The organism is Paraglaciecola chathamensis S18K6 (genome assembly GCA_000314955.1).
Taxonomy (GTDB): domain Bacteria; phylum Pseudomonadota; class Gammaproteobacteria; order Enterobacterales; family Alteromonadaceae; genus Paraglaciecola; species Paraglaciecola chathamensis.
The window spans coordinates 13,222-36,906 of record BAEM01000002.1 but is presented as its reverse complement, the minus strand read 5'-3'; the positions used below and the strand labels follow the sequence as shown (position 1 = coordinate 36,906).

Genomic DNA, 23,685 nt, shown 5'->3' with positions numbered 1-23,685 from the left:
CTTTCAACTGAATCGCAGACATAAAAAAAGAGGTGATAATCACCTCTTTTTTTGTGCGTATAACTAACTCATTACTTAGTTACTTTCTCACGCTTAGAAGCACTAACGCGCGCTACGATGCGACGGTTAATTTTGTTAGCTTCTTTAGCAGTAGGAGCGTCAAGCAATTTGCTTTCGCCATAACCAACTGCAGTGATGCGAGCAGGTTTGATGTCGTAATCTTCAATCAATACCATACGTACCGCTTTAGCACGCTCTTCAGACAACCATTGGTTGTACTCGCTCTCACCTGGTGCAGATGCGTAACCTTCGATTACAGTATCTGTAGAAGGGAAACGCTTCATGAATGCAGCAAAGTCACGGATATCGCTGTTGGCACGATTAGCAATTTCTGAACTGTTGTTTGCGAACAAGATACGTAAGGTTTCTTCAACTTCAACTTCAGTGAAAATACTACAACCAGTTGCATCTACTTTGTCTGAAGAAGGCGTGTTAGCACATTTGTCTTGGCTATCTACAACACCATCATTGTCAGAATCAACTTCAACAGCAGTAGCAGCCAATGCACAACCCATAGCATCTACCTGAACGCCTGGAGCAGTGCCAGGACACTTGTCTATGCTGTTGTTTACGCCGTCATTGTCAGAATCACGAGTAACAGGAGCTGACGTAGCACCAAAGCTGTACGCTAGACCGATTTTAGCGCTTACATCATTGTACGCTTCGCCGAAGTCATGGTATGCAGCGATTTCAGTAATCACACGCCATTTGTCGTTAATGTTCCAATGCTTACCCAAACCAACGTTAGCTAAACGAGAGCTATCAGTTAAATCAAGATGTTTAACACCTGCGAAAACATACATTAAGTCGTCAGGCAAGAAGTACATAGCATCAACACCAAGACGGTTGCCAGATTCATCACCTAAACCACCTGTTTGATCGATGTTCAAGTGAGACCACTCTAAACGTGCTGCCCACTGAGGCTTAAAACGAAAACCTAGTTCAGCACCGAAGCCAACACCGTCATCATAAAAAGTAGGTGCGCCGTCTAGCTCACCGTCAGTTTTATAATATTCACCGAAACCACCTACCCATTTGTCGCCTACTGGCGCAGATTGAGCGAATGCTCCACTGGTAAAAGCAAGTAAGATACCCATGGCTGTCATGGTTTTTTTCATAATAAACGTCCTTAATGTATTGTGTTAATCATTTGATATCACCGCCGCCTAAGCATCGGTATATAATCTGATTTAGTGTGTAAAATAGTTATAGGCCAGTAATTGTTGCAATCACGCAACGCTCACCGCCATGATTTCTATGCTCACCCAAATATATTCCTTGCCAGGTACCTAGTGCTAACCTTCCGTTTTGTATAGGAATTGTCAGATTACTCCCAAATACACTGGCTTTAATATGTGCAGGCATATCATCCGATCCCTCGTAATTATGCAGATAATATGCCGCATTCTCGGGGACAGCTTGATTAATGTGACTCTCTAGGTCTGCTCTGACCGTAGGGTCTGCATTTTCATTAATCGTCAAACTGGCACTCGTATGCTGAATAAACAGATTCAAGATACCAATATTTATCTTAGTGAGCGCATCTAACTGCCCCACTATCTCATCTGTTACAAGATGAAACCCTCTTGGTTTTGCGCGCAAACGCAACTGTTCTTGATACCAATTAGGCTGACTACTTGTCAAAACACATCTCTAAAAAGACTTTGCCGTGCTCGCTCGCAAACGGCATGATCATTTTTTGACCAGACGCAGTATGACTTAGTGTATGATCTTTACCGAAAACTACAACTGGCGTCGCCATACCAAAATTGTAACCAAGTTTAGCTAGCTCGTTTTTGGCCCCGCCACAAATCATATTGGTAATTTCGCCCACCATATCAGCAACATCGTCGTTTATTGCTTCAGGCTGCTCCCCAAGCATATTCTGCATCACTTTTAGCGCAATACTGGTTTCAAAGGTAATAGATAGCGAGCCCTTCACATCATCACCCACCATGCCGATTAAACCTGATACATCGCCCTGAGCTGTCGCTGCTGTTTTTCTCTGCGGCTTACCGGATACCAACTCAATTTGTGCCATAGTACTAAGCACATTACGTAAAGCGGCAATAAACGGATTAATAAACTCTGCATTCATATTGACTACAATTCCTGCCGTCTATCGCAAGTTTGCATACCCTGTAACTCTACTGGCATGACGTGCATAAACCATGAGCTTCAATGGTTTGCTTTGATACCTGAAAGCCATGGGTCTGGGCTTGTTTTACCAAAGTATCTTGTAGCCCCTCGGATTGGATTTCTTTCACCAAACCGCAGTTGTCACAGATCAAAAACTGAACGGGATGGCTGCAACCAAAGTGATGGCACGCAACAAACGCGTTGGTCGACTCGACCCTATGGATCAAGCCCAATTCAAGTAAGAAATCCAACGTTCGATAAACAGTTGCAGGCTTAGCATTGCTTTCCGTTTCTTTTAATGTGTCCAACAAGTCATATGCGCCCACAGCGCCTTTTTTGTCCAACAGTAAGGCATAAACCGTTTCCCTCAAATGGGTGAAACGTGCGCCTTCCTGTTCACAGTATTGACGTGCTTTCTCTACTTGTGATTCATTGCTCATCTTTATACCGTTGGCCTTCGCGTTAATCCCGTTACACTCTTAAGATTAAAGCCCCGCAACGTGATTTTCAATATCTAGTCATTTTAGCGAAGTATATCACTCATCTAAAGGGCTTTGTACGAATAGTAGCTTGATTTACTTCATAAAGTTGAGGATTTAATGCACATATTGCGTATCATTGTGAGCAAGTATTTCTTAACCAAAGCTGAATCGATAATTTGTTGGTTACGAAGCTAATATTGTTAAGAGGCATTTCGAGCATAATTTGCAGTTAAGACAATGCAAATGGCTATGTTAATTAGGCATAGCTAAAAGTGGTGATATACATATTATGATTAAACAAAACGTAAACGTTAACGCCGACACCCCCAGTATTTGGTTTATCTTTAGCGCCGAAAAACTTCTCGTTCCCCATGAAGCACAAGGCCCCTTGATCGAAAGCTGGAACAACCTTGGCTTTGCCCACGCTTATAAAGAACAAATAGTTCAAGTAGGTGAACACAACGAGCAGATGTGCTACCTCATTGATATGGGAAATGAGGTTATTGAGCATAGCGGTGCACAATTGGCTCATCTTAGAAGTTTATTACTTCACGATGACCTAGAACTCTTCTCTGTGGCTGCACGCGCATGGCAAGTAGCACTTTTTTTAAGAACGCACAGATTTTGTGGTCAGTGTGGCTCAACCATGCAAAAAATCGATTGGGAAATGGCGATGCAATGCCATCGCTGTCATCATAGATGCTACCCAAGAATATCACCTTGCATCATTGTCGCTATTCGCCACGAAGATAAAATCCTGTTAGCGCAAGGCAAGCCACAAAAAGACCGAAATATGTTCTCTACGCTGGCTGGGTTTGTGGAAAGCGGTGAAACCCTAGAAAACGCGGTTCATCGGGAAGTATTTGAAGAGGTCGGCGTCGCAATCAAAAACCTAAGATATATGTCGAGTCAACCTTGGCCATTTCCTCATTCGTTAATGGTAGGTTTTCTCGCTGATTTTGACAGTGGCGATATCAAAGTCGATGGTCATGAAATAATCGAAGCTCATTGGTTTAAATATGATGAACTTCCTAATATTCCGCCAAAGTTTTCTATTGCAGGGCAGCTAATTGAACGCACGATAGAAGAAATTTGCGCAGAGTAACTAAAACCAACTAACATAAAAAACCCCACTTTAAGTGGGGTTCGAATATTTTAGCGTCTAAGTCTCGTTTTTTCGAGCTTCTTGTTGTTAGTTTGCTTGCGCAACATTGTTATAACAGAGTTTCGGGGCTTGTTGCAAGTATTTACAATATTTAGGTTGATATTCGCTTCTTCATCATGCCTAAAAGAGTACAATGTCGCCTTTTTGGCCTAGGACTGGCGCACCACTTTTACAGATTTTACAGAGGAAATTCATGACTTCGTTAAAAAACGACCGCTATCTTCGCGCTTTACTCCGCCAACCCGTTGATGTCACGCCCGTGTGGATGATGCGTCAGGCTGGCCGTTATCTACCTGAGTACAAAGCGACTCGCGCCCAAGCCGGTGACTTTATGTCATTATGTAAAAATGCAGAATTAGCCTGTGAAGTCACATTGCAGCCACTACGTCGCTTCGACCTAGATGCCGCCATTTTGTTTTCAGACATACTCACTATTCCAGATGCCATGGGCTTAGGCTTGTACTTTGAACAAGGTGAAGGTCCTAAGTTTGCACGACCTTTAACATGTATGGCTGATATCCAAAATCTACCTGCTCCTGATCCTGAACAAGAGTTACAGTACGTCATGAATGCGGTGCGTACCATTCGTAAAAACTTACAAGGTGAAGTCCCTCTTATTGGTTTCTCCGGTAGCCCGTGGACGCTAGCGACTTACATGATTGAAGGCGGTTCAAGTAAAGCCTTCACCAAAATCAAAAAGATGGCTTTTAGTGATCCCAAAGCCCTGCATTTGTTGTTAGATAAACTGGCCGATTCGGTCATTTTATACCTCAATGCTCAGATCGCAGCCGGCGCTCAGTCTGTCATGGTGTTTGATACTTGGGGCGGGGTCTTGTCTCCTCGCGACTATCAAGATTTTTCATTGCAATACATGCATAAAATCGTCGATGGACTAACCCGGGAAAACGATGGGCGCAAAGTCCCTGTGACCCTATTTACCAAAAATGCGGGTATGTGGTTAGAATCGATAGCAGCTACTGGCTGTGACGGTGTTGGGCTAGATTGGACCATCGATATAGACAATGCTAAAGCACGAATAGGCGATAAAGTAGCGCTACAAGGGAATATGGACCCTTCAATGCTTTATGCGTCACCAGAGCGTATTGAACAGGAAGTACAAACAATACTGGCGGGATTTGGAGAAGGCTCAGGCCATGTATTCAATTTGGGCCATGGTATTCATTTAGATGTGCCGCCTGAAAACGCCAAAGTCTTTGTTGATGCAGTTCACAAATACAGCGCCCAATATCACAAAAGCTAGTCTTGCGTTGTGGCAATAAAAAGGCAGCAAATTCGCTGCCTTTTTACTGCCTGCTATTGACCAAGATTTATTTATAAATCTCGTTCAAATAAGTGGCAATGCGTATGCCTGCCATTTTTAAGCGCTCTTGCGCTTGAGGTAAGTGATTATATAAATAATCCCAAGAAATGCTTTTTTCTTCGGGATAAATTTCGTTGCGAATTTTAATACTTTCCGCTATCCATACTTTTGGATCAGTGGTTTTCCAGCGCTCAACATTTTGCTCGCTTATTTTGCGACTAAGTTTCTCTGTCCATTCTGTGTACGACAGTTTACGTTGCTCTATTAACTCGCTATCCCATACTCGATGCAAGTTGGTGTCTTGCCAAAAGAAGTTCACTTTAAAATCGTTACCTCCTCGGTCAGTCCCGTCACCTGCGTGCAACGGCTGATGCAAATCACCGATAATATGCACGATAAAACGCAGTGCTAGCTGCTTATCTTCTTTGCTAGCTTCACTACTTTTTAACGTCTCAGTAAACTTGCTCAATGCAGTGACCCCGTCCCCTTCTTCGGGCGCGCCGATTTGTGGATATGTTTTGCCTCTAGGGATTGTCACGTAATGAAATGGACCGGCCTTCTTTTGCCAAAACTCATCTGGGTTAGAACGCATTTCATCTGGATAAGTTGATGCCTCGGCCAAGTCTTCATTAGGCAATAAAGCGCTAATGGCTGCTTGTGCCTGTGCGGTCAAATGTTGCTGAGCAATAGCGCCCGTTACCCTATGTCCAATTTGCCCCCAAGCTAACACGTTGACACTAAAAGAAAGTGCAAGGACGCCAATCATAAATTTGTACATGTATTAAAAATTCCTATTTGCATGGCTATATCAAGCCTGAGAATTAACGAATAATTATGTCGGTTTACTGTGACAGTTTTTGTAGCAAGTGCTGATGAATACCACCAAATCCGCCGTTACTCATAATTAATATATGGTCGCCCGGTTTAGCATAAGACAATATAGATTTTTCTAGTATTTCCAGATCATCATGTAATGAGGTAGTCACCTCGCTCTGCGCCAGTAATGCATCCATTGACCAGCTCAAATGGCTCGGTTGATAAATAAAAACTTGGTCGGCAGCAGACCAAGACTGAGCGAGTGTTTGTTTGTGGACCCCCATTTTCATTGTATTTGAGCGTGGTTCAAGAACCGCTAGAATCCTCGCTTTCCCTACTTTTGCTCGCAGCCCTTCTAAGGTTGTCGATATCGCTGTGGGATGGTGGGCAAAATCGTCATAAACAGTTATACCGTTGACCGTACCGAGTACTTCCATACGGCGCTTCGCATTAACGAAATTGGTCAACGCTTCGATAGCCACTTCAGGCAACACGCCTGCGTGACGAGCAGCAATTATCGCCATCATGGCATTTTGTACGTTGTGCTGACCTAACAGCGACCATTTAACCCGGCCAAAGGATGTTCCTTTATACACCACATCAAACTCACTGCCGTCGGCTGCACACTCTGCCACTTTCCAATCACTTCCAACAAACTGCACTGGAGACCAGCAGCCTTTATCGAGCACTTGGGTAATATGCGTATCCGCTTTAGGCGCAATGACGAGGCCGTTACCGGGTATCATACGAATAAGATGGTGAAACTGTTTTTGGATATCTGCAATGCTGTCAAAAATGTCCGCGTGATCAAATTCGAGGTTATTGATCACCAGTGTTCGAGGTCGGTAATGAACGAATTTTGAACGTTTATCAAAAAAAGCACTGTCGTATTCATCGGCTTCAATAACGAAAAACGGGGTCTCTCCTAAGCGGGCTGAAATGCCAAAGTTCTGTGGTATACCCCCAATCAAAAAGCCCGGAGACATCCCTGCGCTCTCTAATATCCAAGCTAACATACTCGAGGTACTGGTTTTGCCGTGAGTACCTGAAACCGCAAGAACCCAACGATCATTAAGTACGTTTTCCAATAACCATTGCGGGCCACTGGTATAAGGAAGGCCTCGATTAAGTACATATTCAACGGCAAGATTGCCCCGCGAAAGGGCGTTCCCTATCACCACCATATCAGGTTGGGGGTCGAATTGGTCTTCATCAAAACCTTGGGTTAACTCAATACCTAAAGATTCAAGTTGTGTGCTCATCGGAGGATAAACGTTGTTGTCAGAACCGGTTACTTTATGGCCCATCGCCTTTGCAATAGCAGCGATGCCACCCATAAACGTTCCGCAGATACCTAAAATATGTAAATGCATAGCAATTTTTCTGGAATAAATATCCGTCTAGATTACCAGATACCGATACCAGAACGCACTGACAAGATGACAAATTCATTATCTAGGCCTGAAAGTGCAGTAATCGGAGCTGAGTTTTAGAAAAAATCCGGTTACACTGGTCATACCGTACACAGCGAGCCTAAAAACAACAATATTCGCTGCTATTTTCTGTCCCTACAACCATGATAAAAGGTCAAAATAACACATGAAAAGACTCAACTCGCAACTTCAAGAAGACGGCGCTCCAATGGAGCTTATCCTGCTATTAAGAACATTATTAGCGGGATGTAAGGAAATATCATTCAGGGTCAGTCAGGGCGCATTAGCTGGTGTTTTAGGGTCAACCTTAAGTGAGAATGTACAAGGCGAGACACAAAAGAAACTTGATGTTATTTCTAATCAAATTCTAAAAGACATACTCAGTGAATCTGGTTATGTGAAAGCCATTTCATCTGAAGAAGAAGATGATGTTGTGGCCTGTAATCCGAACGGAAACTACTTAGTCAGTTTTGATCCATTGGATGGGTCATCAAATACCGACATTAACAGCTTAATCGGAACTATATTCTCGATTACCCACGCGCCACAATGGATGGATGCAGACGACCCCTCTGCGTTTTTACAACCAGGTACGCAAATTGTTGCCGCAGGCTATGTGTTATATGGCCCAAGCGCCATGCTCGCATTAAGCACAGGTCGCGGTACCCATCTATATACCTTAGATAAAACCCACGGCGGCTTTTTGTTAACGCAAAAAAATATTCAGGTGCCCACACAAACGTCTGAGTTTGCGATTAACACCTCAAATCAACGCCACTGGGAAGATCCGGTGCAAAACTACATTGGTGACTTGATTGCGGGTAACGATGGGCCTCGTGATAAAGACTACAATATGCGCTGGGTCGCGGCCATGGTAGGTGACATACACAGAGTACTCAGTCGTGGGGGGATTTTCTTGTATCCATTTGATAAACGTAACCCTGAAATGCCGGGCAAACTGCGTTTACTATATGAAGCAAATCCAATGGCTTTTTTAATGGAACAAGCTGGCGGGCTAGCCTCAACAGGTCATGGCAGAATTTTGGAAGTCATGCCCACTGAAATTCATCAGCGCGTTCCGGTTATCTTAGGTTCCAAAGAAGAAGTAGAAACCTGCTTGAGCTACTACAACGCTTAACGGTTAGCATATCCGAACAAACGAAAAAGGCGCTTCATTGAAGCGCCTTTTTCGCTTTCTTAATATTGTCACCGTACTAGAATTTGACAGGATAGTATCCTTGAGCATCTTTTTTACCAAAAAACTGTGCGGCCTGATGTACTTCGCTCGGCAAATCTTCGTTTGGTTTAAAACGGCCGTTAATCCGAAATGCCAAAGAACTTGGAATATGTGCAACCGCGCTTAACCCAAAGCTATTAGGTTCATTAATTGTCATAACCACTTCTTCGTTCTCGCATTTCAACGAAGATTCAAAATTCCCTAAATCAATCTCCTGCTGAGTCCCCTGCACTTTCGCTTTTAACCAAAGGCCCTGCCCTTCAAGCACTTGACAATGTTCCGTGTAATCCACTTCCTTTAACGCAATTTTAAAACGCCCACTGGCATTCACAGGGATAGGCAAAGGTAAGCTGGTGATGACTAAACTGGTGGGTAAAAACACCTGAACATCTTCACCCTGTAATCGCCCGTTTGAAATAGCGATGTGGCCATCAAAAGAAATATCTTCTACTTCTCGAATATTACCCGCTTTCACATCTAAGCTGGCCGTACCCGTCAGTAGGGGTAAAAATGCTAATTGCCAATTCACATCGTGAATCGGCAACCCTTGTACCGATACGGACGCTGCATGACCATTCCAAATAGTGCCAGATACGCCGTGAACGGTAACCTCTGATGGCAGTTGAACACGAGAAATAACCTGTGCTGCCGGTAGCTTAACAATAAGAAATACAACGAAAACAATAAGGCAAATAAAGCCCCACTTTAAAACTGACTTCATGATTTACCTAATTTCAAACGACGGATTTTAACTTGCCCTGGGGCATCAGCTTCGGCTATGTCTAAATCTAAAATACTGATCCCCATATCTTCCAATGATTGTAGCCAATCTAACACGCCATTAAACGGCGCCTGATCAACCCACACTTGAAGCTCCTCGCCCTGAGGCTGCATTCGTGCAATCGGAATATTCACGTTCGCTGCGGTCTGATTCGCTGCCTGAGCAAGCGAACCATTAAACCCTGTACTCACCCCATTGGCGGCGCGCAACTGTATTGCTCGGTTAGCATTTTTTTGCACCCAGCTCAGTAACGATTTTTGTGATTCAACGGCTTTTTGATCTCGCTCTATCGCTTGATTCAAAGGTGACCAAACCAACCAATAAAACATACCGACCACAACCACAACGGCTGAGATTATCACTAAGCGTTGCTCTCGCTCAGTCAGTTGGTTAAATTTTTCCTTTAAGGCATTCATCTTAGCTCCTTACCAACAACGAACCAAACACCAAATCATTGCGGTTATTAATGGCACCTTGTTCCACTTCAAAGCCTTGCGCTTCTGCTAAACGCTTGAACTGCTCTAGTGACTCAAAGTTTGCCGCCATGGCTTGCATACGTAATTCCCGGCGCGCAGAATCAAATTTTACACTCGATGGTTTTACCTGACTTTTGGCAAACGCTTCTGATAACTGGCTCATCATCACCAGCATCGACGAACCACCAGAGCCTTGCTCAAGCGCCGCCATTTTGCTGCGCATGGTCGCACGTACATCTCGATATGCCCCAGCATTTGGAAATGCGCGTTTGAATTCTGACTTTACCTGTGCAGACAACTGGGCTTTCTCGTGACTTAATTGCTGCTGCAAAGCAACTTTATCAATCAAAGTCGTGCATAAGGCCACAATGGCGAGTACCGCTGCTAAACGCCATTTTCTAAACTCACCACCTTGTTTTTTGCGTGATTTAAATTCACCTTGTAGCAAATTAAATTGGGTAGCTTGTAACCCACGCGCCAATATCTTCATAGGCATATCAACACGCTGCTCTTGTAACAGCACATTGCTCAGTTCTTGTTCAGATAAACTACTGTAATTATCTAACAACAATGGCTCAGGGAGCTGCTTCGCGTGATGATTAATCGCTTGTACTAACCAGTTTTTTTCACCTTGAATACCCGCCCATTGATCTTGACGGATCAGCAATTGCTCACCTAATTCAAGCGCAGCCCAACCACCAGTTGGTTCAGGTACCGCTAAAATATCAGGCACGATACGCTCACAATATAACCCAGCATCAGCCAATTGCTTTTGCCAGGCCTGTAGGCGAGCTTTGCCGATAACAGCAACTGCTTGTTGATTATCTTTGCGGCCACCTAAAGCGAAAAATTGACTGGCGATATCACTGCTTATTTCATCTTCGAGCATAAACGGGATCGCGGTTAACGCTTTGCGTCCAGCCTTGCTCGGTAGCGTTACCCATTTGAGTAATACGTCGCTAGTAGGTACCAAGGCAACAATCGGCCGTTGTCCGGCTCTGTCCTTAAGGGATGACAAATCCTCAACTCCAGCAAGCTCGCCACTTGCTATCACGTCATCTTCATTAGGTGAACATACAATCCAATGGATCACATCGTTCTCATTCGAGCCTAATCTAACTATTAACTGTTCCATTATGCTGGCCTACTTTGGTCATTAACCATTCTGTTGTTTCCACTATTGACTGGCTGTGGATTGTGATTTCTAGCCTTGTTCATTGTAAGGCGAACTCTCTGCGCAATACAGTCACGTTCTGGTTGTCATCTACCTTAAATACGCTGAGCATAGAAAACGTGGCATTATTATATGAAGTCTTTACCTTCAATATGAAGTGTTGCGTGGTGACATCAAACCAATCCTCGCGTTCACTGGGCATATTAAGCGCTGAAATAGTATTGACCGCTAAGAACTCATCTTTGGTCTGATATCCATCATCCGGCCGATTTGAAATGATATCTTGCGCACCAGACTCATCAAGCCCAGTCAACGCGGCCAATACGGCAATACTTTCTTCATCAATGGTATTCACATTGATTTTCAATTGATCATCACTGGGTATTACACACACCTGGTCAAGCACATCAGCCAGCCACTCAATGCTCGCGCCATTGACCAAACGTAGCTCTGATTTGTGTGCCATCAAATTGTTCGCAGCAAGATACGGAAATTGACGAGATTCATATTCACTGTCTTCTGCGCCTTGCGGCAACATATTACTGTCTGCATCGAGCCAATCGACTAAAGAGTCACTAAAGGTATCAATATCATAGGTACTGATGTCGGGGTTAATATTTGTCATTAAGCGTTTAAATGCCAACTGGCGTTCGCTTGGCCCAGATCGGGTTCCTGCGCCAGTACTACTTTGGTCTCCGCCTTGCAAGCTGTTGATATTAAAACAACTTTGCATATCCAATAATTGTGCTTGAATTCCGCCGCCTTCCAACGGGTAAACAAAAGGCTCTGACCATTGTTGGTTCAGGTTAATAACACCGTCACTGTTTTCAAGCAGAAATTTAATCGACTTTTGTGCATATTGTTCAGCACCCATGGCGTACCAATAGGCTTGGTTATTATCTTTAATATTCGATGCACGCTTAACTTGCAACTGTAAACGCGAGCCCATCTGTGTGGCCAGTACACTGACTAAAGCAACGATCAGCAACACGATAATAAGTGCTACGCCTCTTTGTTGTTGCAGCTCATGTTTTATGTTGCTCATGAGCTAGCCCCTGCAAGCAGAAATTCACGTCGAATTAACCCAAAATCTTGACTGGTAATTTCTATCGCCACTGCTTTAGGTAAAACCACATCGCTGTAATCATCTTGCCAAGCTGAGTCGTCCTCTTGGTCTTCGTCAACCGGAATAAAGTACACCTTAAAGTCATCTATATTCTCAAGTAGCACCTTCACTTTAGGCTCGTAGCCAATCACATTATCCACATAATTGCCGTATAAGCGCTGTAGTTGGCGCTCCTGTACTCGATACCCTACGCCTTGCAAAGTACTGCGTGGTAAACGCAATTGCGGATTGTGCCAGCCACCGTGCACAAAAATAAGCCCATCATGGTTACTATCTAATATGCCATCTCCGCCCAGCATAACGCGCTCGCTCATTTCGCCTTCCACTCTGACGGGACGAGCAACTCCCTGCAGTATATCCCGCTCAATGATCAACATAGCCCGTTGCAAAGTTTGCAGCTTTTCAAAACGTTCTGTTGAAAGTTCATCACTGTCTATAACGCTTGTCAGTACACCAGTGCTAGCGATACCAATTAAGGTGAAAATCGCCATGGCAATAAGAATTTCCAGCAAGGTAAAACCGCGTGCGTCACTGCGCAAAGGGCCAATTTTGCATGAACGAACTGGTCTACGACTCAACTTTTTTGGTATTCGGATGAGATTAGACATCTGAATCTCGTTTAGCCACAAACGTCGTCACAGAGGTGATTGGCGCAGAAAACGCAGCGTCTAATGCCACACTGACTTCCACTGACATCAATTCACTATCATTGGTTTTGCTCACAGTTTGACGCCAAAACCACGTACGCTCAGACATTTCTTGTTCACCCTTAGCGTTGTTCTTTGGTGGCCATGTTGTTGAGAGCTGCAGCTGGGTTAAGCGATTATTCGCTACCCAAGTCGCGAAGGTAATTTCTTCTATCTGCCCAATACTGCTTAAATGGTCACTGGCCGCTTTCATAATGGCGGTCGCTGTCATGGCAAATATCACCAAAGCGACCATCACTTCCAGTAAGGTCATTCCTTTGTGTTGACGAGCAATAGAGGGTAGCTTCATAACGTTTCTAGAGGCCCTTCAAGGGTAACAGGCAGTGAGTCTTGTACATTGAGACGGAAATAACTGGCAGGTTCAGATGAAAAACCCGGTTCATAAGCAAAACCTAAAGAGAAAGGCGTGATATCACCACTAGACAATAAGAGAATTTGAGGAGGCGGGAGCTTCTTTTCTTCCTCTTCGCCTATGCTGATATCATCATCACTAAATGATAGTTCAGCATCAATAGAAGACTCGTTAAACAAGCTGTCGTCTGTGTCCCAGGGCAAATCGTTTAGTGCGAGTTCGAACGTGAATTCGTCAGGTAGGGTATGAGCCTCGAATGTTTTTTCCCCAGAGATCAGTTGCCAGTTTTGTTCCTCATTAAGGACAACAAAACTATATTGGTTTTTATCTTGATCGATATACACCCCAAGTTGCTGCTGATTGAGTACGGCATAATCCGAGGCCATACTAAACACCACTTGAAAGCGTTGTACTTGCTGCTTGAGTCTGTCTTGCCCGCTTTGGCCGCTAATATTGAACACCACAGTGCCCGCCAACAGCCCCATAATCACTAACACCAACATGACTTCCAGCAATGTGAAGCCGCGTTGGTGTTTTGGCCTTATTTCATTCGATTTGCAAGAGGCAGCGTGTAGCACCAGCCTGTTAGCCTAAATAATCGTTTAGATTCCAGTTACCAATGTCATCATCAGTGCCGGCTTCGCCATCTGGCCCATTTGAAAAAATGTCGATAACCCCAACTTCTCCAGGGCTGATAAGCTGATAAGGATTGCCCCAAGGGTCTTCAGGTAAGCGCTTAATAAATCCGCCCTCTTGATAATTACGTGGAATCGGATCAATAGTAGGAATGGTTACCAATGCGTCGAGCCCCTGCTCGCTGGTAGGAAAAACATTATTACGCAGTTTGTACATTTCCAGTGCACTTTCAAGCTGCTGAATATCCACAGCTGCTTTTTTCAACTGCGCTTGCTCTTGATTACCTAAAATAGACGGTGCGATCATCGATGCCATAATACCGATTATCAATAGCACCACCATGACCTCAATCAAGCTAAAGCCGCGCTGTTTACGTTGTAACGTTTTCATTAAAGATTCACCATGTTGTTTAAAGCTAAAATAGGTTGCAGGATGGCCATTACGATAAAGAGCACAATCCCTGCCATAGAAACAATCAAAAGCGGTTCAAACACTTTTAAAGACACGCCAACCAAGGATTCAAATTCTCGGTCTTGATTATCAGCAGCGCGCCCAAGCATTTGCGTTAGTTCACCACTTCGCTCACCGGAGGCAATCATATGCATCATCATAGGTGGAAACATTTTGGTTCGCTCTAACGCCGCTCGAAGGCTTGAGCCCTCTTTTACATTGACTGATGCGCCTTTGACCTCGTCACGAATGTACAAGTTCGCCAACACATCACTGGAAATTTTCATGCTCTCTAATAAAGGCACTGAACTGGAGGTCAAAATACTTAATGTACGAGCAAAGCGCGCAGTGTTCAGCCCTTTTGACACTTTACCCAACAAAGGTAAGCCAAGAATAAAGTGGTGGTAACGCTTTTTCATCACCGGTTGTTGTAACACCCGGCTCACGATAACCGCCACCACGGCCAAAAGCGCAATCAAGGCTAAGCCGTAATTTTGCATCCACTCGCTGACACTGATCAGTACCTTGGTGATCGTGGGTAAGTCTTGGCCCATGTGATCAAATTGACCAACAATTTTTGGCACTACCACTGTCAGTAATAAGATGACTATCCCCATTGCAAAGAACATCATCAGCGTTGGGTACACCATCGCCTGGGTAATTTGACTGCGGGTTTGTTGGCGCTTCTCGGTGTAATCCGCTAAGCGATTAAGTACTGTGTCTAAGTGCCCGGACTTTTCGCCTGCTGCAACCATGGCGCGAAATAACTCGTCAAATACATGTGGAAATTCTGCCATGGCATCGGCTAGGTTATAGCCCTCTACCACCTTACTGCGCACCGCCATCATCATGTTTTTCTGGCGCGGCTTTTCAGATTGTTGCGCTACAGCCATCAAGGCCTCTTCGATAGGCAAAGAAGATTCAACTAAGGTCGCTAACTGACGTGTAAGTATGGCTAAATCAGAGGCAGAAATTTTCGGTTTAAACAAGGAGAACTGCTTGGCCGAGCGACGCTCTTTCTCTGCGACTTGTTCTACTTCCAGCGGAATAAGTTGCTGTTCACGCAACTGCTGGCGTATCTGGCGAGCGTTATCGCCCTCGAGTACGCCGCTTTTACTCTTGCCGCTTTTGTTGATCGCTTTGTAAGCAAACGCTGCCATTCTAATCTTCTCGCGTTACGCGCAATACTTCTTCGAGGGAAGTGTCACCGCTTAATACCTTACGGCAACCATCATCACGAATACTTGGCGTAGTTTGGCGAATGTACTTTTCAATCGCTTGCTCGCCGTGGCCATTGTGAATTAGCTCGCGAATACCTTCATCCACAATCAGTAATTCGTGAATTCCGGTTCTTCCGCGGTATCCAGTGTGATTACATGCTGCACAGCCTTTGGGACGACACAGCTGCTGGCTGGCTTCACTGCCAACTGTCACTCCCAAAATATTGCATTCTTGCGCACTTGGTTCATAAGTGGTTTTGCATTCAGGGCATAGGGTACGCACCAAACGCTGTGATAAAACAGCAAGCAAACTAGATGACAGCAAGAAGGGCTCAATGCCCATGTCTTCTAAACGAGTAATCGCGCCAGCGGCGGTATTGGTGTGCAATGTAGACATTACCAAGTGGCCGGTTAAACTGGCTTGAACACCTATTTGCGCCGTTTCTAAATCACGTATTTCACCCACCATGACCACATCGGGATCCTGACGTAAAATCGCCCTCAACCCTCGGGCAAACGTCATGTCCACTTTGGCGTTAACTTGTGTTTGACCAATGCCTTGTAAGTCAAATTCTATCGGGTCTTCAACCGTCAGGATATTGCGATCTTTGGAGTTAATTTCACTCAAACCAGCGTACAAAGTGGTGGACTTACCCGACCCCGTGGGGCCCGTTACCAAGATAATGCCGTGAGGTTTTCGAATTAATCCTGAAAAATGTCCGCGATTAACTTTGGTCATGCCTAAATCTTCAAGATTTAAACGTACATTATTTTTATCGAGTAAACGCAGCACCACTCGCTCACCGTGACTGGATGGCATGGTTGATACCCTGACATCAACCGCACGACCAGCGATACGCAGCGTAATACGTCCATCTTGTGGTACGCGCTTCTCGGCGATGTCCATTTTTGACATTACCTTAATACGTGAAACTAACATAGAGGCCATTTTACGATTCGGACGAAGAATCTCTCTTAATACTCCATCCACCCTGAAACGCACCAATAGCTGCGATTCAAAGGTTTCAATATGGATGTCAGATGCGCCTTCTTTAATGGCTTCGCCTAACATGGCGTTGATCAATTTAATGATCGGGGCATCATCTTCACTTTCTAACAAATCTTCTGTGTCTGGCAACTCTTCGGCAAGAGCAAATAAATCACTTTCGTTGCCAATATCTTCCATTAACTGCTTGGCTGCGGAAGAGTCACGCTGAAATGCACTGGTCAGTAACTTTTCAAACTGACTACTTTCTATTTCACGTAATTGAAAAGGCGCACCTAAAAAGCGCCTCACCTCAGCAAAAATAGTAAAGTCGGTCTCATTCGTATGATACAGCAAAGCTGGGCTTTCGGCGGTTTCCAGCAGCACCTTATGGCGCTTAGCAAAACTAAAAGCCAGCTGTTTGTGTTCAGCATCTTCTATCGGTGCATCTACATCGGTGCCTGCAGCAACGAGAGCTTGCTCCTCAGCTTCCATGGTACTGATTGATTCTGAGCTCATTGCTACTCATCACCCTCTTTCTCAGCGGCCTTTTCAGCTTCGGCTCTTTTTTCCATGTATTCGCCATATGAAGGCGGCAATGCTAGCCCATCATCCCACTCTGGTAACGCTGGATTTTCAGAGAACGGCATTAATGGGATCCCTTCGGACTGACGTTTAAGTTGCTCAGCACGAATGTAGTTATACTTTTTACGGCTTATATCATTCGCAGTTACTCCATCGCGAATAATAGTAGGGCGAATAAATACCATCAGGTTACGCTTAGATTTACTGGTCGTGGTAGATTTAAACAGATTACCAATAAACGGAATATCGCCCAAAATTGGTACCTTAGACACACTCTCTTGTACGTCATCATCGATTAAACCGCCCAATACAATTGTGCCACCATCGTCGACGATAACGTTGGTTTTAATCTCACGTTTGTTGATTAAAATATCTACCGAAGTTGCACCGCTAATACTTGATACTTCTTGCTCTATCAGCAGTTGCACCGCGTTGCCTTCGTTGATTTGAGGCGTGACTTTAAGTTTTATACCAATCTCTTGGCGTTCAACCGATTGGAACGGGTTGGTATTATTTGAACCAGTTGTTGAGCCTGTAATAATCGGCACTTCTTGACCCACGATGAAAAACGCTTCTTCGTTATCAAGTGTTGTTAAATGAGGTGTTGATAGAACATTCGAGTTGGTATCTGTACTCACCGCTTGCAGTACTGCGCCCCAGCCGTCTTTAACCGCGCCGACCAAGAAACCATTAACGCCGCCTAGCAATGACGCAAGCGCGGTGTAATCCCCCTCTGTGGTCTCATCAAACGAATAGGGGTTGCCATCATCATCAAAGCCGACTGTGGTTGTGGTTGTGTCAGATGCTTGCTCTGCAGCTACCGCTAGCGAGCCTATACCGACCACATTACCATTGCTGAATTGCTGCGCGCCATAATCTTCACTGGCCCACTGCACACCGACTGTAGTGCCGTCACCTTCAAACACTTCAACAATAATCGCTTCAACCTGAACCTGCGCACGACGAATATCTAATTGACGGATCACATCCTCTAATGAGCGCATCATATCTGGCTGTGCAGTAATTACCAATGCGTTAGAGTCCTCGTGCGCCTCGATACTGATATCACCACGATTAGAATTGCTAGATGATTTAGCAGCGCCTTGCTCTTCAGCTTGAATACTGGCACTTACCCCTTGTAAAACTTTGACTAGTTCTTCTGCTTTTGAGTATTTAAGAAAAATAACCCGCGTATTACCGTTGGTTTCTAACTCTTGGTCCATGCGTTCAATTAAATTAACGATACGTTGGCGCGCTTTAATATCACCACTGACCATAATACTGTTCGTTCTATCATCAGCCACAACCCGCGGTGCATCTTTGCCACTGGCGTTCGTTTTTCCTGTGGACTTGTTGATGCTATCAATAATGCGCACTAGCTCTGATGCCGAGGCAAATTTTAACTTAACGATATCAACTTCTTCATCACCCGCTTTGTCAACGCGCTCAATGATTTCGACTAAACGGTTTACCACAGCCGCGCGGCCTGTCAGCATCATTACATTTGATGCGTCGTGGCTCACCACGTTTCCACCACCAGCTTGATCGTTTAATTGTCTTAGAATAGGAGCAAGTTCACGCACAGGCACGTTATAGACAGGCATCACCCGAGTGATCATCTCATCGCCGTCAAAAGGGGTTCCTTCTACGACGGGTAAGTTAGAGGTCTTAGCGTCTTTTGAACGCACTACCTTGACGATACCGGTCGGCATTTCAACCACAGCATAACCGTATACTTGCAACACATTTAAGAAGAATTGGTAGTATTGCTCTTCATTTAATAAGTCGTAACTACGCACAGAAATTTTACCCCGCACGTTGGGGTCCACTATGATGGTTCTCTTTAAATTCTTGCCCACTATATTAATAAATTCACCGATATCAGTGTTTTTAAAGTTCGGGGAATATTCATTTGCTGCTACATAGGTTGACGCAGAGAAAAATGCGGCTCCAATAATAAGGCACAAGCTGGGTAAAATATTACGGCTTGTTCGCTGGATAAAATTCATGCTAGTTATTCCTGTTCCGCATCGGGTAAATCTAAAAACAAGGTCAGCAGCTCGTCGTCTCGGCTGACCGTAATTTGTAATGATTGCGCTGCGCGCAACTCGCCCATCGCCTCAACTGCTTGCTGAGGGTCGGTTAAATTTAAACCATTAATATCTGTTATCACGTCACCGCTTTGTAAGCCTGCCGCCTTGAAAAGTTCAGGCTTTTTGCCAGGGCTTACGCGATAACCTTGTAGTTCGCCATTCGCGCTGTGAGGCGCAACCGAGATAAAATCAGTAAAATTAGCAGGCTGCTGCTGAAGCATACGGGTGGCATCTATCACATCGTCAGACAAGGTAATCACGTCATTTTGGCTAGGACTGGGAGCCATTTCAGGGGCTGGGCGACGAGGAGCGCGAGCTCGTTTTTTATTTGCTTCATCAAAATCAATGCCATCTAGCATCAGTGTTTCGTTGATCACGCCGTTACGAATAATCACTCGGTCTCGGAATACTTCGCGTAGGGTCGCATTGGTACCAATTATTTTATCCCCTAAACCATAGGTTTCTTGGCTTCCGCGGTTTTCAATAATCGCTGCCCCTTCGGCTTCTACAGAACTAGCCACTACGCCCGTTAACGTCAGATTCAGTTTGGTTTCAGGCGCATCAGTAACCGTTTGCTCTGTCACTGGGGCTGCTTGAAAATCACCGAATAAATTCAGTCGCTTTACCGGTAGCAAATCAAGGTTGCTGTTACCGCCTGATGCGATAGGTGTGACGCTCGTTGAAGGCAATGTGCTGTGTGCTAATTCCCCCTGAGGCCATATACGCCACGTTAACTCGGCTAAATAAGCCAGCAAAAATATCACCAGTAAAGCGACAACAAGGCGATTAATCTGCCCTTGATATTTAAGTAGCAATAACCAAAAGTGATTGAAATTATAATTAGTGATAATTCTTGTCTCGCGGTTGAACCATACTAGAAAAAGGTGATGCGTACTCAAAACGCCTATCATTCCAATTATTTACCAAGGAAGTTGCGTGCCTTTTTCATCCATAAACGTGCCATTATCTGCTTTATTTAAGCTACTGATAAGACCAATAATTTGTCCTACAGCCTCTTGTACTGTACTCGTTGCGTCTTGTCCACCCATGTCTGTTTGCACCCATCCAGGACTAATGGCACAAATGACTTTCTCTGTATCGTTTAACTGCAATGCCAAACGCCGAGTAAACATATTTAGCGCCGCCTTACTCATGGCATAAGCGTCAAGGGGAGCTTGAGTAAACTGATTTGAATGACTAATCGACGCAACACCTGACGACAATTGAATCACTTTCGCTCTCGAAGCTAATGAGTCAATTAATGCCTGACACAGCAAGCTAGGCGCAATACTGTTAACCATAAAATTATCAACAAATGCATCTTGCGTCCATTGGCCAAAAGGTTCATTAGCGCTAACACCAGCGTTGCTAATTAGCACGTCTAGTGTGTAACTTCCCGACACATTAGCAGCTAATTGTGAAATTGACGCTTGCGAATGCAGATCTGCACATAAAATCCTTATTCTCTTGTCGTCTAACGCTTTAAGGGCTAACAACGCCTTCTGACAAGCATTTGGACGGCAAACGGCAATCACTAAATCACCTTGCGCAAAGTACTGTTGGCAAAACCCTAGACCTAATCCACGATTAGCACCTGTGACCAGCACCGTTTTCATGGGTTAGATTTTCCTTTTAAGGGCTGTGGGAGTAACATACATCTAGTCATTATTATTATTTATTTTTTTGCAATGATAGCGAGTCGACAACGGGGTCACAACTCTATTAAGCATTCGTTACGAAAATATTACATATCGGCCATTCTTTATGCCAAACAAAGTACAAGACAATAAAAATACGCTTACAGAACAAAGCGTTCGCTTAGATAAATGGCTATGGGCTGCGCGTTTTTTTAAAACTCGTGCGCTAGCCAGAGACGCAGTTATGTCTGGCAAAATCAGTTACAACGGGCAACGCTGCAAACCGAGTAAAACGGTAGAGCTCGGCGTTACGATAAAAGTTCCTCAAGGATACGATGTAAAAGAGATCATCGTGTTAGAATTAGCGCAACATCGACGTTCAGCCCCTTTAGCGCAGCTGATGTTTGAAGAAACGCCAGAAAGCTTAGCGCAGCGCGAAAAAAACAGCGAAATGCGTAAGTTAAGTGCCTTTCATAGCCCAAAACCTGATCAGCGCCCAGACAAAAAGCAACGTAGACAAATTATCCAACTTAAACACCAGTAATCAGCGCGTCGCTGATCCATTGAGAAATTACTATGTCATTTGACCAACTTCACCGTTATTTGTTTAATCAAGCCCATGTACGAGGCGAACTCGTTCGACTCGAAAATAGCTACCAATCCATTTTAGATTCTTATGCTTACCCGCCCGTTATCCAAAAACTGCTCGGCGAATTGATGGCCGCAACATCACTGTTAACGGCGACATTAAAATTCGAAGGGGATATTGCGCTGCAGTTGCAAAGTGATGGGCCTGTTAACTATGCAGTTATCAATGGTACGCATGATCAAAAGTTACGCGGTGTTGCTCGCTGGGACGAGTCATTGTCAGAACTTCCCACTGATTTTAGCCAGCTGTTTCAAAAAGGTGTGTTGGTTATTACCATCACCCCTACAGATGGGGAGCGTTATCAAGGTATGGTTGCGCTAGACAAACCTACATTGGCTGAATGTATCGAAGGTTATTTTCAACAATCAGAGCAATTAGCCACCAAGGTGATCCTGCGTACTCAGCAAACCGACACCAGCGCCAAAGCCTGCGGCATGTTTTTGCAGATTTTGCCCACCAGCAGCCAAGCCACCATCACAGAAGATACTGGTTTTGACCATTTGTCTAAATTGACCGAAACGATTAAAGACGAAGAGCTATTCACCTTGCCTGCAGAAGATATTTTGTATCGCCTATACCATCAAGAAGATGTTGAAGTGTATGCCCCTGCAGAGATTATATTTAAGTGCAGTTGTAGCCGAGAACGCAGTGCAAATGCATTGGCAGCGGTGGAGAAGAGCGAGCTATTGAATATCGTTGCCACGGAAGGGGCAATTAAAATGAACTGTCAGTACTGTCATACAGAATACCGCTTTGATGAAATCGATGTGCATGCGATCCATGCAGGCACTTTCGCCATGGACACACAAAGCGACCAGTAGTATTTCCTACTTGCTCTTATGCGTTAAGGGCAAGTATGAGGAATAAAGATACTCGCTATCAAACCACCTTCAGGGTGGTTTTTTAATGTCACTTCGCCACTGTGCATATCGACAATCCGCTTAATGATCGCCAACCCTAAGCCAGATCCCAAACTACCCCGAGCTTTGTCGCCTTGGGTGAAGGGTTTAAATAAGCCTTCAATTTGCGTATCGGGGATGCCAGGACCAAAGTCACGGATCGAGAAAAACAGTAAGTTACGCGCCTTGTCATAACCGGAATGAATTTCGATATCTTCGCTACCATAGCGAAAAGCATTTTCAATCAGATTATCCAGTACCCGTTTTAGCGCTACTCGGCGCATGCACGCTGTTGGAATAGGCTTTAGGTGCAGGTGAATATTATGGTGTTCTTCAATGTTACGTACTTGCACTGCATCGCGGATAAGCTCATTCACATCCACACTGACCATACTTTCTTGCTGATCTTGGCGCACATAGTTAATGAACTGATCGATAATCTCATTCATATCTTCAATATCGTTCACTATGCCTTCTTTCAACCAATCCTGTGCTTCAGGTAGCATTTCAGTCGCCAAGCGAATACGCGTTAATGGCGTACGTAAATCGTGAGATATACCTGCGGTTAACAGCGCTCTGTCATCTTCCAGTTGTTTGATGCCTTTGGCCATCTGGTTAAATGCTTGTGTCACTGCCATAAGCTCTGTTGAACCTTGGGCTTCTAACGGAGGCGGAATATTTCCGCGGCCAACGTCAATCGCAGCGTGCTGCAACGCTTGTAGTGGTTTATTTAATCTGCGCACGAATATCCAACCACCTGCCACACTTAAAATACCAATCACTAGCAAATAGATGGTTAACGGGGAAATATCAGATTCGCCATGGCTTAACATGGGAATGGTCACCCATACACTGGGGTCTTGAGGCGGTTTAACCCAGACTAAATAAGGATTACCTTGAGTGATGCGTACTTCTGATTCTCCCCCCAGTTTTAAGCTCATTTGACGAGACAAATATGGGTAGTAAATCGCTTGTTCGACGCCTTCTGCTTGTGCTTGCTCATTGCTTAGTAATCGCATACCAGTTGCGGCAAAAAAGCGTTTATGCAGCTCAGGATCTTTGTGATCAATCTCTTCAATAAACACTAAATTGATTTGCGTGGCCAACAAGTTATTGATTTGCTGGTAACTGGGGCGAATAAAATAATAGGTCACTGACAAATACGATACCACTTGATTGATCAGTAACAACATGCCAATCAGCAGTACCGTTTGTCCAAACGCACTTTTAGGAAGGAATCTCACGTTCAATAAATACGCTAG

At 44.5% G+C, this 23,685-nt stretch carries 25 protein-coding genes; 5 read left to right on the top strand and 20 right to left on the bottom strand.

All coding sequences use genetic code 11. The features are described 5' to 3' along the window. Positions 1-71: 71 nt before the first annotated feature. The 4 genes from GCHA_RS00195 to GCHA_RS00180 all read right to left on the bottom strand — a co-directional run bounded on the left by GCHA_RS00195 (position 72) and on the right by GCHA_RS00180 (position 2,639). A complete protein-coding gene (locus tag GCHA_RS00195) occupies positions 72-1,178 on the bottom strand; it encodes an OmpA family protein (RefSeq protein ID WP_007983843.1) in 1,107 nt (368 codons plus the stop codon). Between the two features lie 88 nt (positions 1,179-1,266). Then, positions 1,267-1,704, bottom strand: a complete 438-nt coding sequence (locus GCHA_RS00190) for a secondary thiamine-phosphate synthase enzyme YjbQ (RefSeq protein ID WP_007983842.1) — start codon at positions 1,702-1,704, stop codon at positions 1,267-1,269. After that, a complete protein-coding gene (locus GCHA_RS00185; RefSeq protein WP_007983841.1) occupies positions 1,694-2,158 on the bottom strand; it encodes a chemotaxis protein CheX in 465 nt (154 codons plus the stop codon). Before GCHA_RS00185 ends, GCHA_RS00190 begins: the two co-directional genes overlap by 11 nt. Before the next feature lie 49 nt (positions 2,159-2,207). Then, entirely contained in the window at positions 2,208-2,639 is a 432-nt protein-coding gene (locus GCHA_RS00180; RefSeq protein WP_007983840.1) for a transcriptional repressor, read from the bottom strand. A 331-nt stretch (positions 2,640-2,970) separates the two neighbouring features. On the opposite strand from GCHA_RS00180, the gene nudC reads away from it, so the two are divergent. Beyond that, positions 2,971-3,786 (top strand): NAD(+) diphosphatase, encoded by an 816-nt coding sequence (gene nudC / locus GCHA_RS00175; RefSeq protein ID WP_007983839.1) that lies wholly within the window; start codon positions 2,971-2,973, stop codon positions 3,784-3,786. Between the two features lie 253 nt (positions 3,787-4,039). Beyond that, a complete protein-coding gene (hemE, locus tag GCHA_RS00170; protein WP_007983838.1) occupies positions 4,040-5,107 on the top strand; it encodes a uroporphyrinogen decarboxylase in 1,068 nt (355 codons plus the stop codon). Positions 5,108-5,174: 67 nt separating this feature from the next. Here the strand turns inward: hemE and GCHA_RS00165 are convergent, their stop codons facing one another. Both GCHA_RS00165 and mpl read right to left on the bottom strand, forming a co-directional pair. Next, a complete protein-coding gene (locus tag GCHA_RS00165) occupies positions 5,175-5,945 on the bottom strand; it encodes a S1/P1 nuclease (RefSeq protein ID WP_007983837.1) in 771 nt (256 codons plus the stop codon). Positions 5,946-6,009: 64 nt separating this feature from the next. Beyond that, positions 6,010-7,356: a UDP-N-acetylmuramate:L-alanyl-gamma-D-glutamyl-meso-diaminopimelate ligase gene (mpl, locus tag GCHA_RS00160; protein WP_007983836.1), complete on the bottom strand. Its 1,347-nt coding sequence runs from the start codon at positions 7,354-7,356 to the stop codon at positions 6,010-6,012. Between the two features lie 226 nt (positions 7,357-7,582). On the opposite strand from mpl, the gene GCHA_RS00155 reads away from it, so the two are divergent. After that, positions 7,583-8,554: a class 1 fructose-bisphosphatase gene (locus tag GCHA_RS00155; protein ID WP_007983835.1), complete on the top strand. Its 972-nt coding sequence runs from the start codon at positions 7,583-7,585 to the stop codon at positions 8,552-8,554. Positions 8,555-8,630: 76 nt separating this feature from the next. On the opposite strand, the gene GCHA_RS00150 is transcribed toward GCHA_RS00155, so the two are convergent. From GCHA_RS00150 to GCHA_RS00090, 13 genes are all read right to left on the bottom strand, one after another. After that, the gene (locus GCHA_RS00150) at positions 8,631-9,374 is read right to left on the bottom strand and encodes a type II secretion system protein N (RefSeq protein WP_007983834.1); all 744 of its coding nucleotides are present in this window, start codon (positions 9,372-9,374) and stop codon (positions 8,631-8,633) included. Then, positions 9,371-9,850 (bottom strand): type II secretion system protein M, encoded by a 480-nt coding sequence (locus GCHA_RS00145; protein ID WP_007983832.1) that lies wholly within the window; start codon positions 9,848-9,850, stop codon positions 9,371-9,373. The genes GCHA_RS00150 and GCHA_RS00145 overlap by 4 nt, the downstream gene beginning before the upstream one ends. Position 9,851: 1 nt before the next feature. Next, the gene (gspL, locus tag GCHA_RS00140) at positions 9,852-11,045 is read right to left on the bottom strand and encodes a type II secretion system protein GspL (protein ID WP_007983830.1); all 1,194 of its coding nucleotides are present in this window, start codon (positions 11,043-11,045) and stop codon (positions 9,852-9,854) included. 79 nt (positions 11,046-11,124) lie between these two features. Beyond that, positions 11,125-12,129, bottom strand: a complete 1,005-nt coding sequence (gspK, locus tag GCHA_RS00135; protein WP_007983828.1) for a type II secretion system minor pseudopilin GspK — start codon at positions 12,127-12,129, stop codon at positions 11,125-11,127. Beyond that, a complete protein-coding gene (gene gspJ / locus GCHA_RS00130; RefSeq protein ID WP_007983826.1) occupies positions 12,126-12,749 on the bottom strand; it encodes a type II secretion system minor pseudopilin GspJ in 624 nt (207 codons plus the stop codon). The genes gspK and gspJ overlap by 4 nt, the downstream gene beginning before the upstream one ends. Before the next feature lie 61 nt (positions 12,750-12,810). Beyond that, positions 12,811-13,206, bottom strand: coding sequence for a type II secretion system minor pseudopilin GspI (gene gspI, locus GCHA_RS00125; RefSeq protein WP_007983825.1), 396 nt, complete (start codon positions 13,204-13,206; stop codon positions 12,811-12,813). Continuing rightward, the gene (gspH, locus tag GCHA_RS00120; RefSeq protein WP_039991879.1) at positions 13,203-13,814 is read right to left on the bottom strand and encodes a type II secretion system minor pseudopilin GspH; all 612 of its coding nucleotides are present in this window, start codon (positions 13,812-13,814) and stop codon (positions 13,203-13,205) included. The genes gspI and gspH overlap by 4 nt, the downstream gene beginning before the upstream one ends. 40 nt (positions 13,815-13,854) lie before the next feature. Further along, positions 13,855-14,295, bottom strand: coding sequence for a type II secretion system major pseudopilin GspG (gene gspG, locus GCHA_RS00115; RefSeq protein ID WP_007983820.1), 441 nt, complete (start codon positions 14,293-14,295; stop codon positions 13,855-13,857). Beyond that, on the bottom strand, positions 14,295-15,515 hold the full coding sequence (gene gspF / locus GCHA_RS00110) for a type II secretion system inner membrane protein GspF (RefSeq protein ID WP_007983818.1): 1,221 nt from the start codon (positions 15,513-15,515) through the stop codon (positions 14,295-14,297). The genes gspG and gspF overlap by 1 nt, the downstream gene beginning before the upstream one ends. A gap of 1 nt (position 15,516) precedes the next feature. Then, positions 15,517-17,079 (bottom strand): type II secretion system ATPase GspE, encoded by a 1,563-nt coding sequence (gene gspE, locus GCHA_RS00105; RefSeq protein WP_007983816.1) that lies wholly within the window; start codon positions 17,077-17,079, stop codon positions 15,517-15,519. Between the two features lie 2 nt (positions 17,080-17,081). Then, positions 17,082-19,154, bottom strand: a complete 2,073-nt coding sequence (gene gspD / locus GCHA_RS00100) for a type II secretion system secretin GspD (RefSeq protein WP_007983814.1) — start codon at positions 19,152-19,154, stop codon at positions 17,082-17,084. A 5-nt stretch (positions 19,155-19,159) separates the two neighbouring features. Further along, entirely contained in the window at positions 19,160-20,053 is an 894-nt protein-coding gene (gspC, locus tag GCHA_RS00095) for a type II secretion system protein GspC (RefSeq protein ID WP_007983812.1), read from the bottom strand. A gap of 105 nt (positions 20,054-20,158) precedes the next feature. Continuing rightward, the gene (locus GCHA_RS00090) at positions 20,159-20,854 is read right to left on the bottom strand and encodes an SDR family oxidoreductase (RefSeq protein ID WP_007983810.1); all 696 of its coding nucleotides are present in this window, start codon (positions 20,852-20,854) and stop codon (positions 20,159-20,161) included. A gap of 148 nt (positions 20,855-21,002) precedes the next feature. On the opposite strand from GCHA_RS00090, the gene hslR reads away from it, so the two are divergent. Continuing rightward, on the top strand, positions 21,003-21,419 hold the full coding sequence (hslR, locus tag GCHA_RS00085) for a ribosome-associated heat shock protein Hsp15 (RefSeq protein WP_007983808.1): 417 nt from the start codon (positions 21,003-21,005) through the stop codon (positions 21,417-21,419). A 32-nt stretch (positions 21,420-21,451) separates the two neighbouring features. Next, a complete protein-coding gene (gene hslO, locus GCHA_RS00080; protein ID WP_007983806.1) occupies positions 21,452-22,345 on the top strand; it encodes an Hsp33 family molecular chaperone HslO in 894 nt (297 codons plus the stop codon). A gap of 23 nt (positions 22,346-22,368) precedes the next feature. Here the strand turns inward: hslO and envZ are convergent, their stop codons facing one another. Continuing rightward, the gene (gene envZ, locus GCHA_RS00075; protein WP_013752548.1) at positions 22,369-23,667 is read right to left on the bottom strand and encodes a two-component system sensor histidine kinase EnvZ; all 1,299 of its coding nucleotides are present in this window, start codon (positions 23,665-23,667) and stop codon (positions 22,369-22,371) included. Positions 23,668-23,685 lie beyond the last annotated feature (18 nt).

Excerpts from the sequence above, each read along its gene's own strand:
- GCHA_RS00195 (WP_007983843.1), bottom strand. The coding sequence starts at position 1,178 with ATGAAAAAAACCATGACAGCCATGGGTATCTTACTTGCTTTTACCAGT.
- GCHA_RS00185 (WP_007983841.1), bottom strand. The coding sequence starts at position 2,158 with ATGAATGCAGAGTTTATTAATCCGTTTATTGCCGCTTTACGTAATGTG.
- GCHA_RS00180 (WP_007983840.1), bottom strand. The coding sequence starts at position 2,639 with ATGAGCAATGAATCACAAGTAGAGAAAGCACGTCAATACTGTGAACAG.
- nudC (WP_007983839.1), top strand. The coding sequence starts at position 2,971 with ATGATTAAACAAAACGTAAACGTTAACGCCGACACCCCCAGTATTTGG.
- hemE (WP_007983838.1), top strand. The coding sequence starts at position 4,040 with ATGACTTCGTTAAAAAACGACCGCTATCTTCGCGCTTTACTCCGCCAA.
- GCHA_RS00165 (WP_007983837.1), bottom strand. The coding sequence starts at position 5,945 with ATGTACAAATTTATGATTGGCGTCCTTGCACTTTCTTTTAGTGTCAAC.
- mpl (WP_007983836.1), bottom strand. The coding sequence starts at position 7,356 with ATGCATTTACATATTTTAGGTATCTGCGGAACGTTTATGGGTGGCATC.
- GCHA_RS00155 (WP_007983835.1), top strand. The coding sequence starts at position 7,583 with ATGAAAAGACTCAACTCGCAACTTCAAGAAGACGGCGCTCCAATGGAG.
- GCHA_RS00150 (WP_007983834.1), bottom strand. The coding sequence starts at position 9,374 with ATGAAGTCAGTTTTAAAGTGGGGCTTTATTTGCCTTATTGTTTTCGTT.
- GCHA_RS00145 (WP_007983832.1), bottom strand. The coding sequence starts at position 9,850 with ATGAATGCCTTAAAGGAAAAATTTAACCAACTGACTGAGCGAGAGCAA.
- gspL (WP_007983830.1), bottom strand. The coding sequence starts at position 11,045 with ATGGAACAGTTAATAGTTAGATTAGGCTCGAATGAGAACGATGTGATC.
- gspK (WP_007983828.1), bottom strand. The coding sequence starts at position 12,129 with ATGAGCAACATAAAACATGAGCTGCAACAACAAAGAGGCGTAGCACTT.
- gspI (WP_007983825.1), bottom strand. The coding sequence starts at position 13,206 with ATGAAGCTACCCTCTATTGCTCGTCAACACAAAGGAATGACCTTACTG.
- gspG (WP_007983820.1), bottom strand. The coding sequence starts at position 14,295 with ATGAAAACGTTACAACGTAAACAGCGCGGCTTTAGCTTGATTGAGGTC.
- gspF (WP_007983818.1), bottom strand. The coding sequence starts at position 15,515 with ATGGCAGCGTTTGCTTACAAAGCGATCAACAAAAGCGGCAAGAGTAAA.
- gspE (WP_007983816.1), bottom strand. The coding sequence starts at position 17,079 with ATGAGCTCAGAATCAATCAGTACCATGGAAGCTGAGGAGCAAGCTCTC.
- gspD (WP_007983814.1), bottom strand. The coding sequence starts at position 19,154 with ATGAATTTTATCCAGCGAACAAGCCGTAATATTTTACCCAGCTTGTGC.
- GCHA_RS00090 (WP_007983810.1), bottom strand. The coding sequence starts at position 20,854 with ATGAAAACGGTGCTGGTCACAGGTGCTAATCGTGGATTAGGTCTAGGG.
- hslR (WP_007983808.1), top strand. The coding sequence starts at position 21,003 with ATGCCAAACAAAGTACAAGACAATAAAAATACGCTTACAGAACAAAGC.
- hslO (WP_007983806.1), top strand. The coding sequence starts at position 21,452 with ATGTCATTTGACCAACTTCACCGTTATTTGTTTAATCAAGCCCATGTA.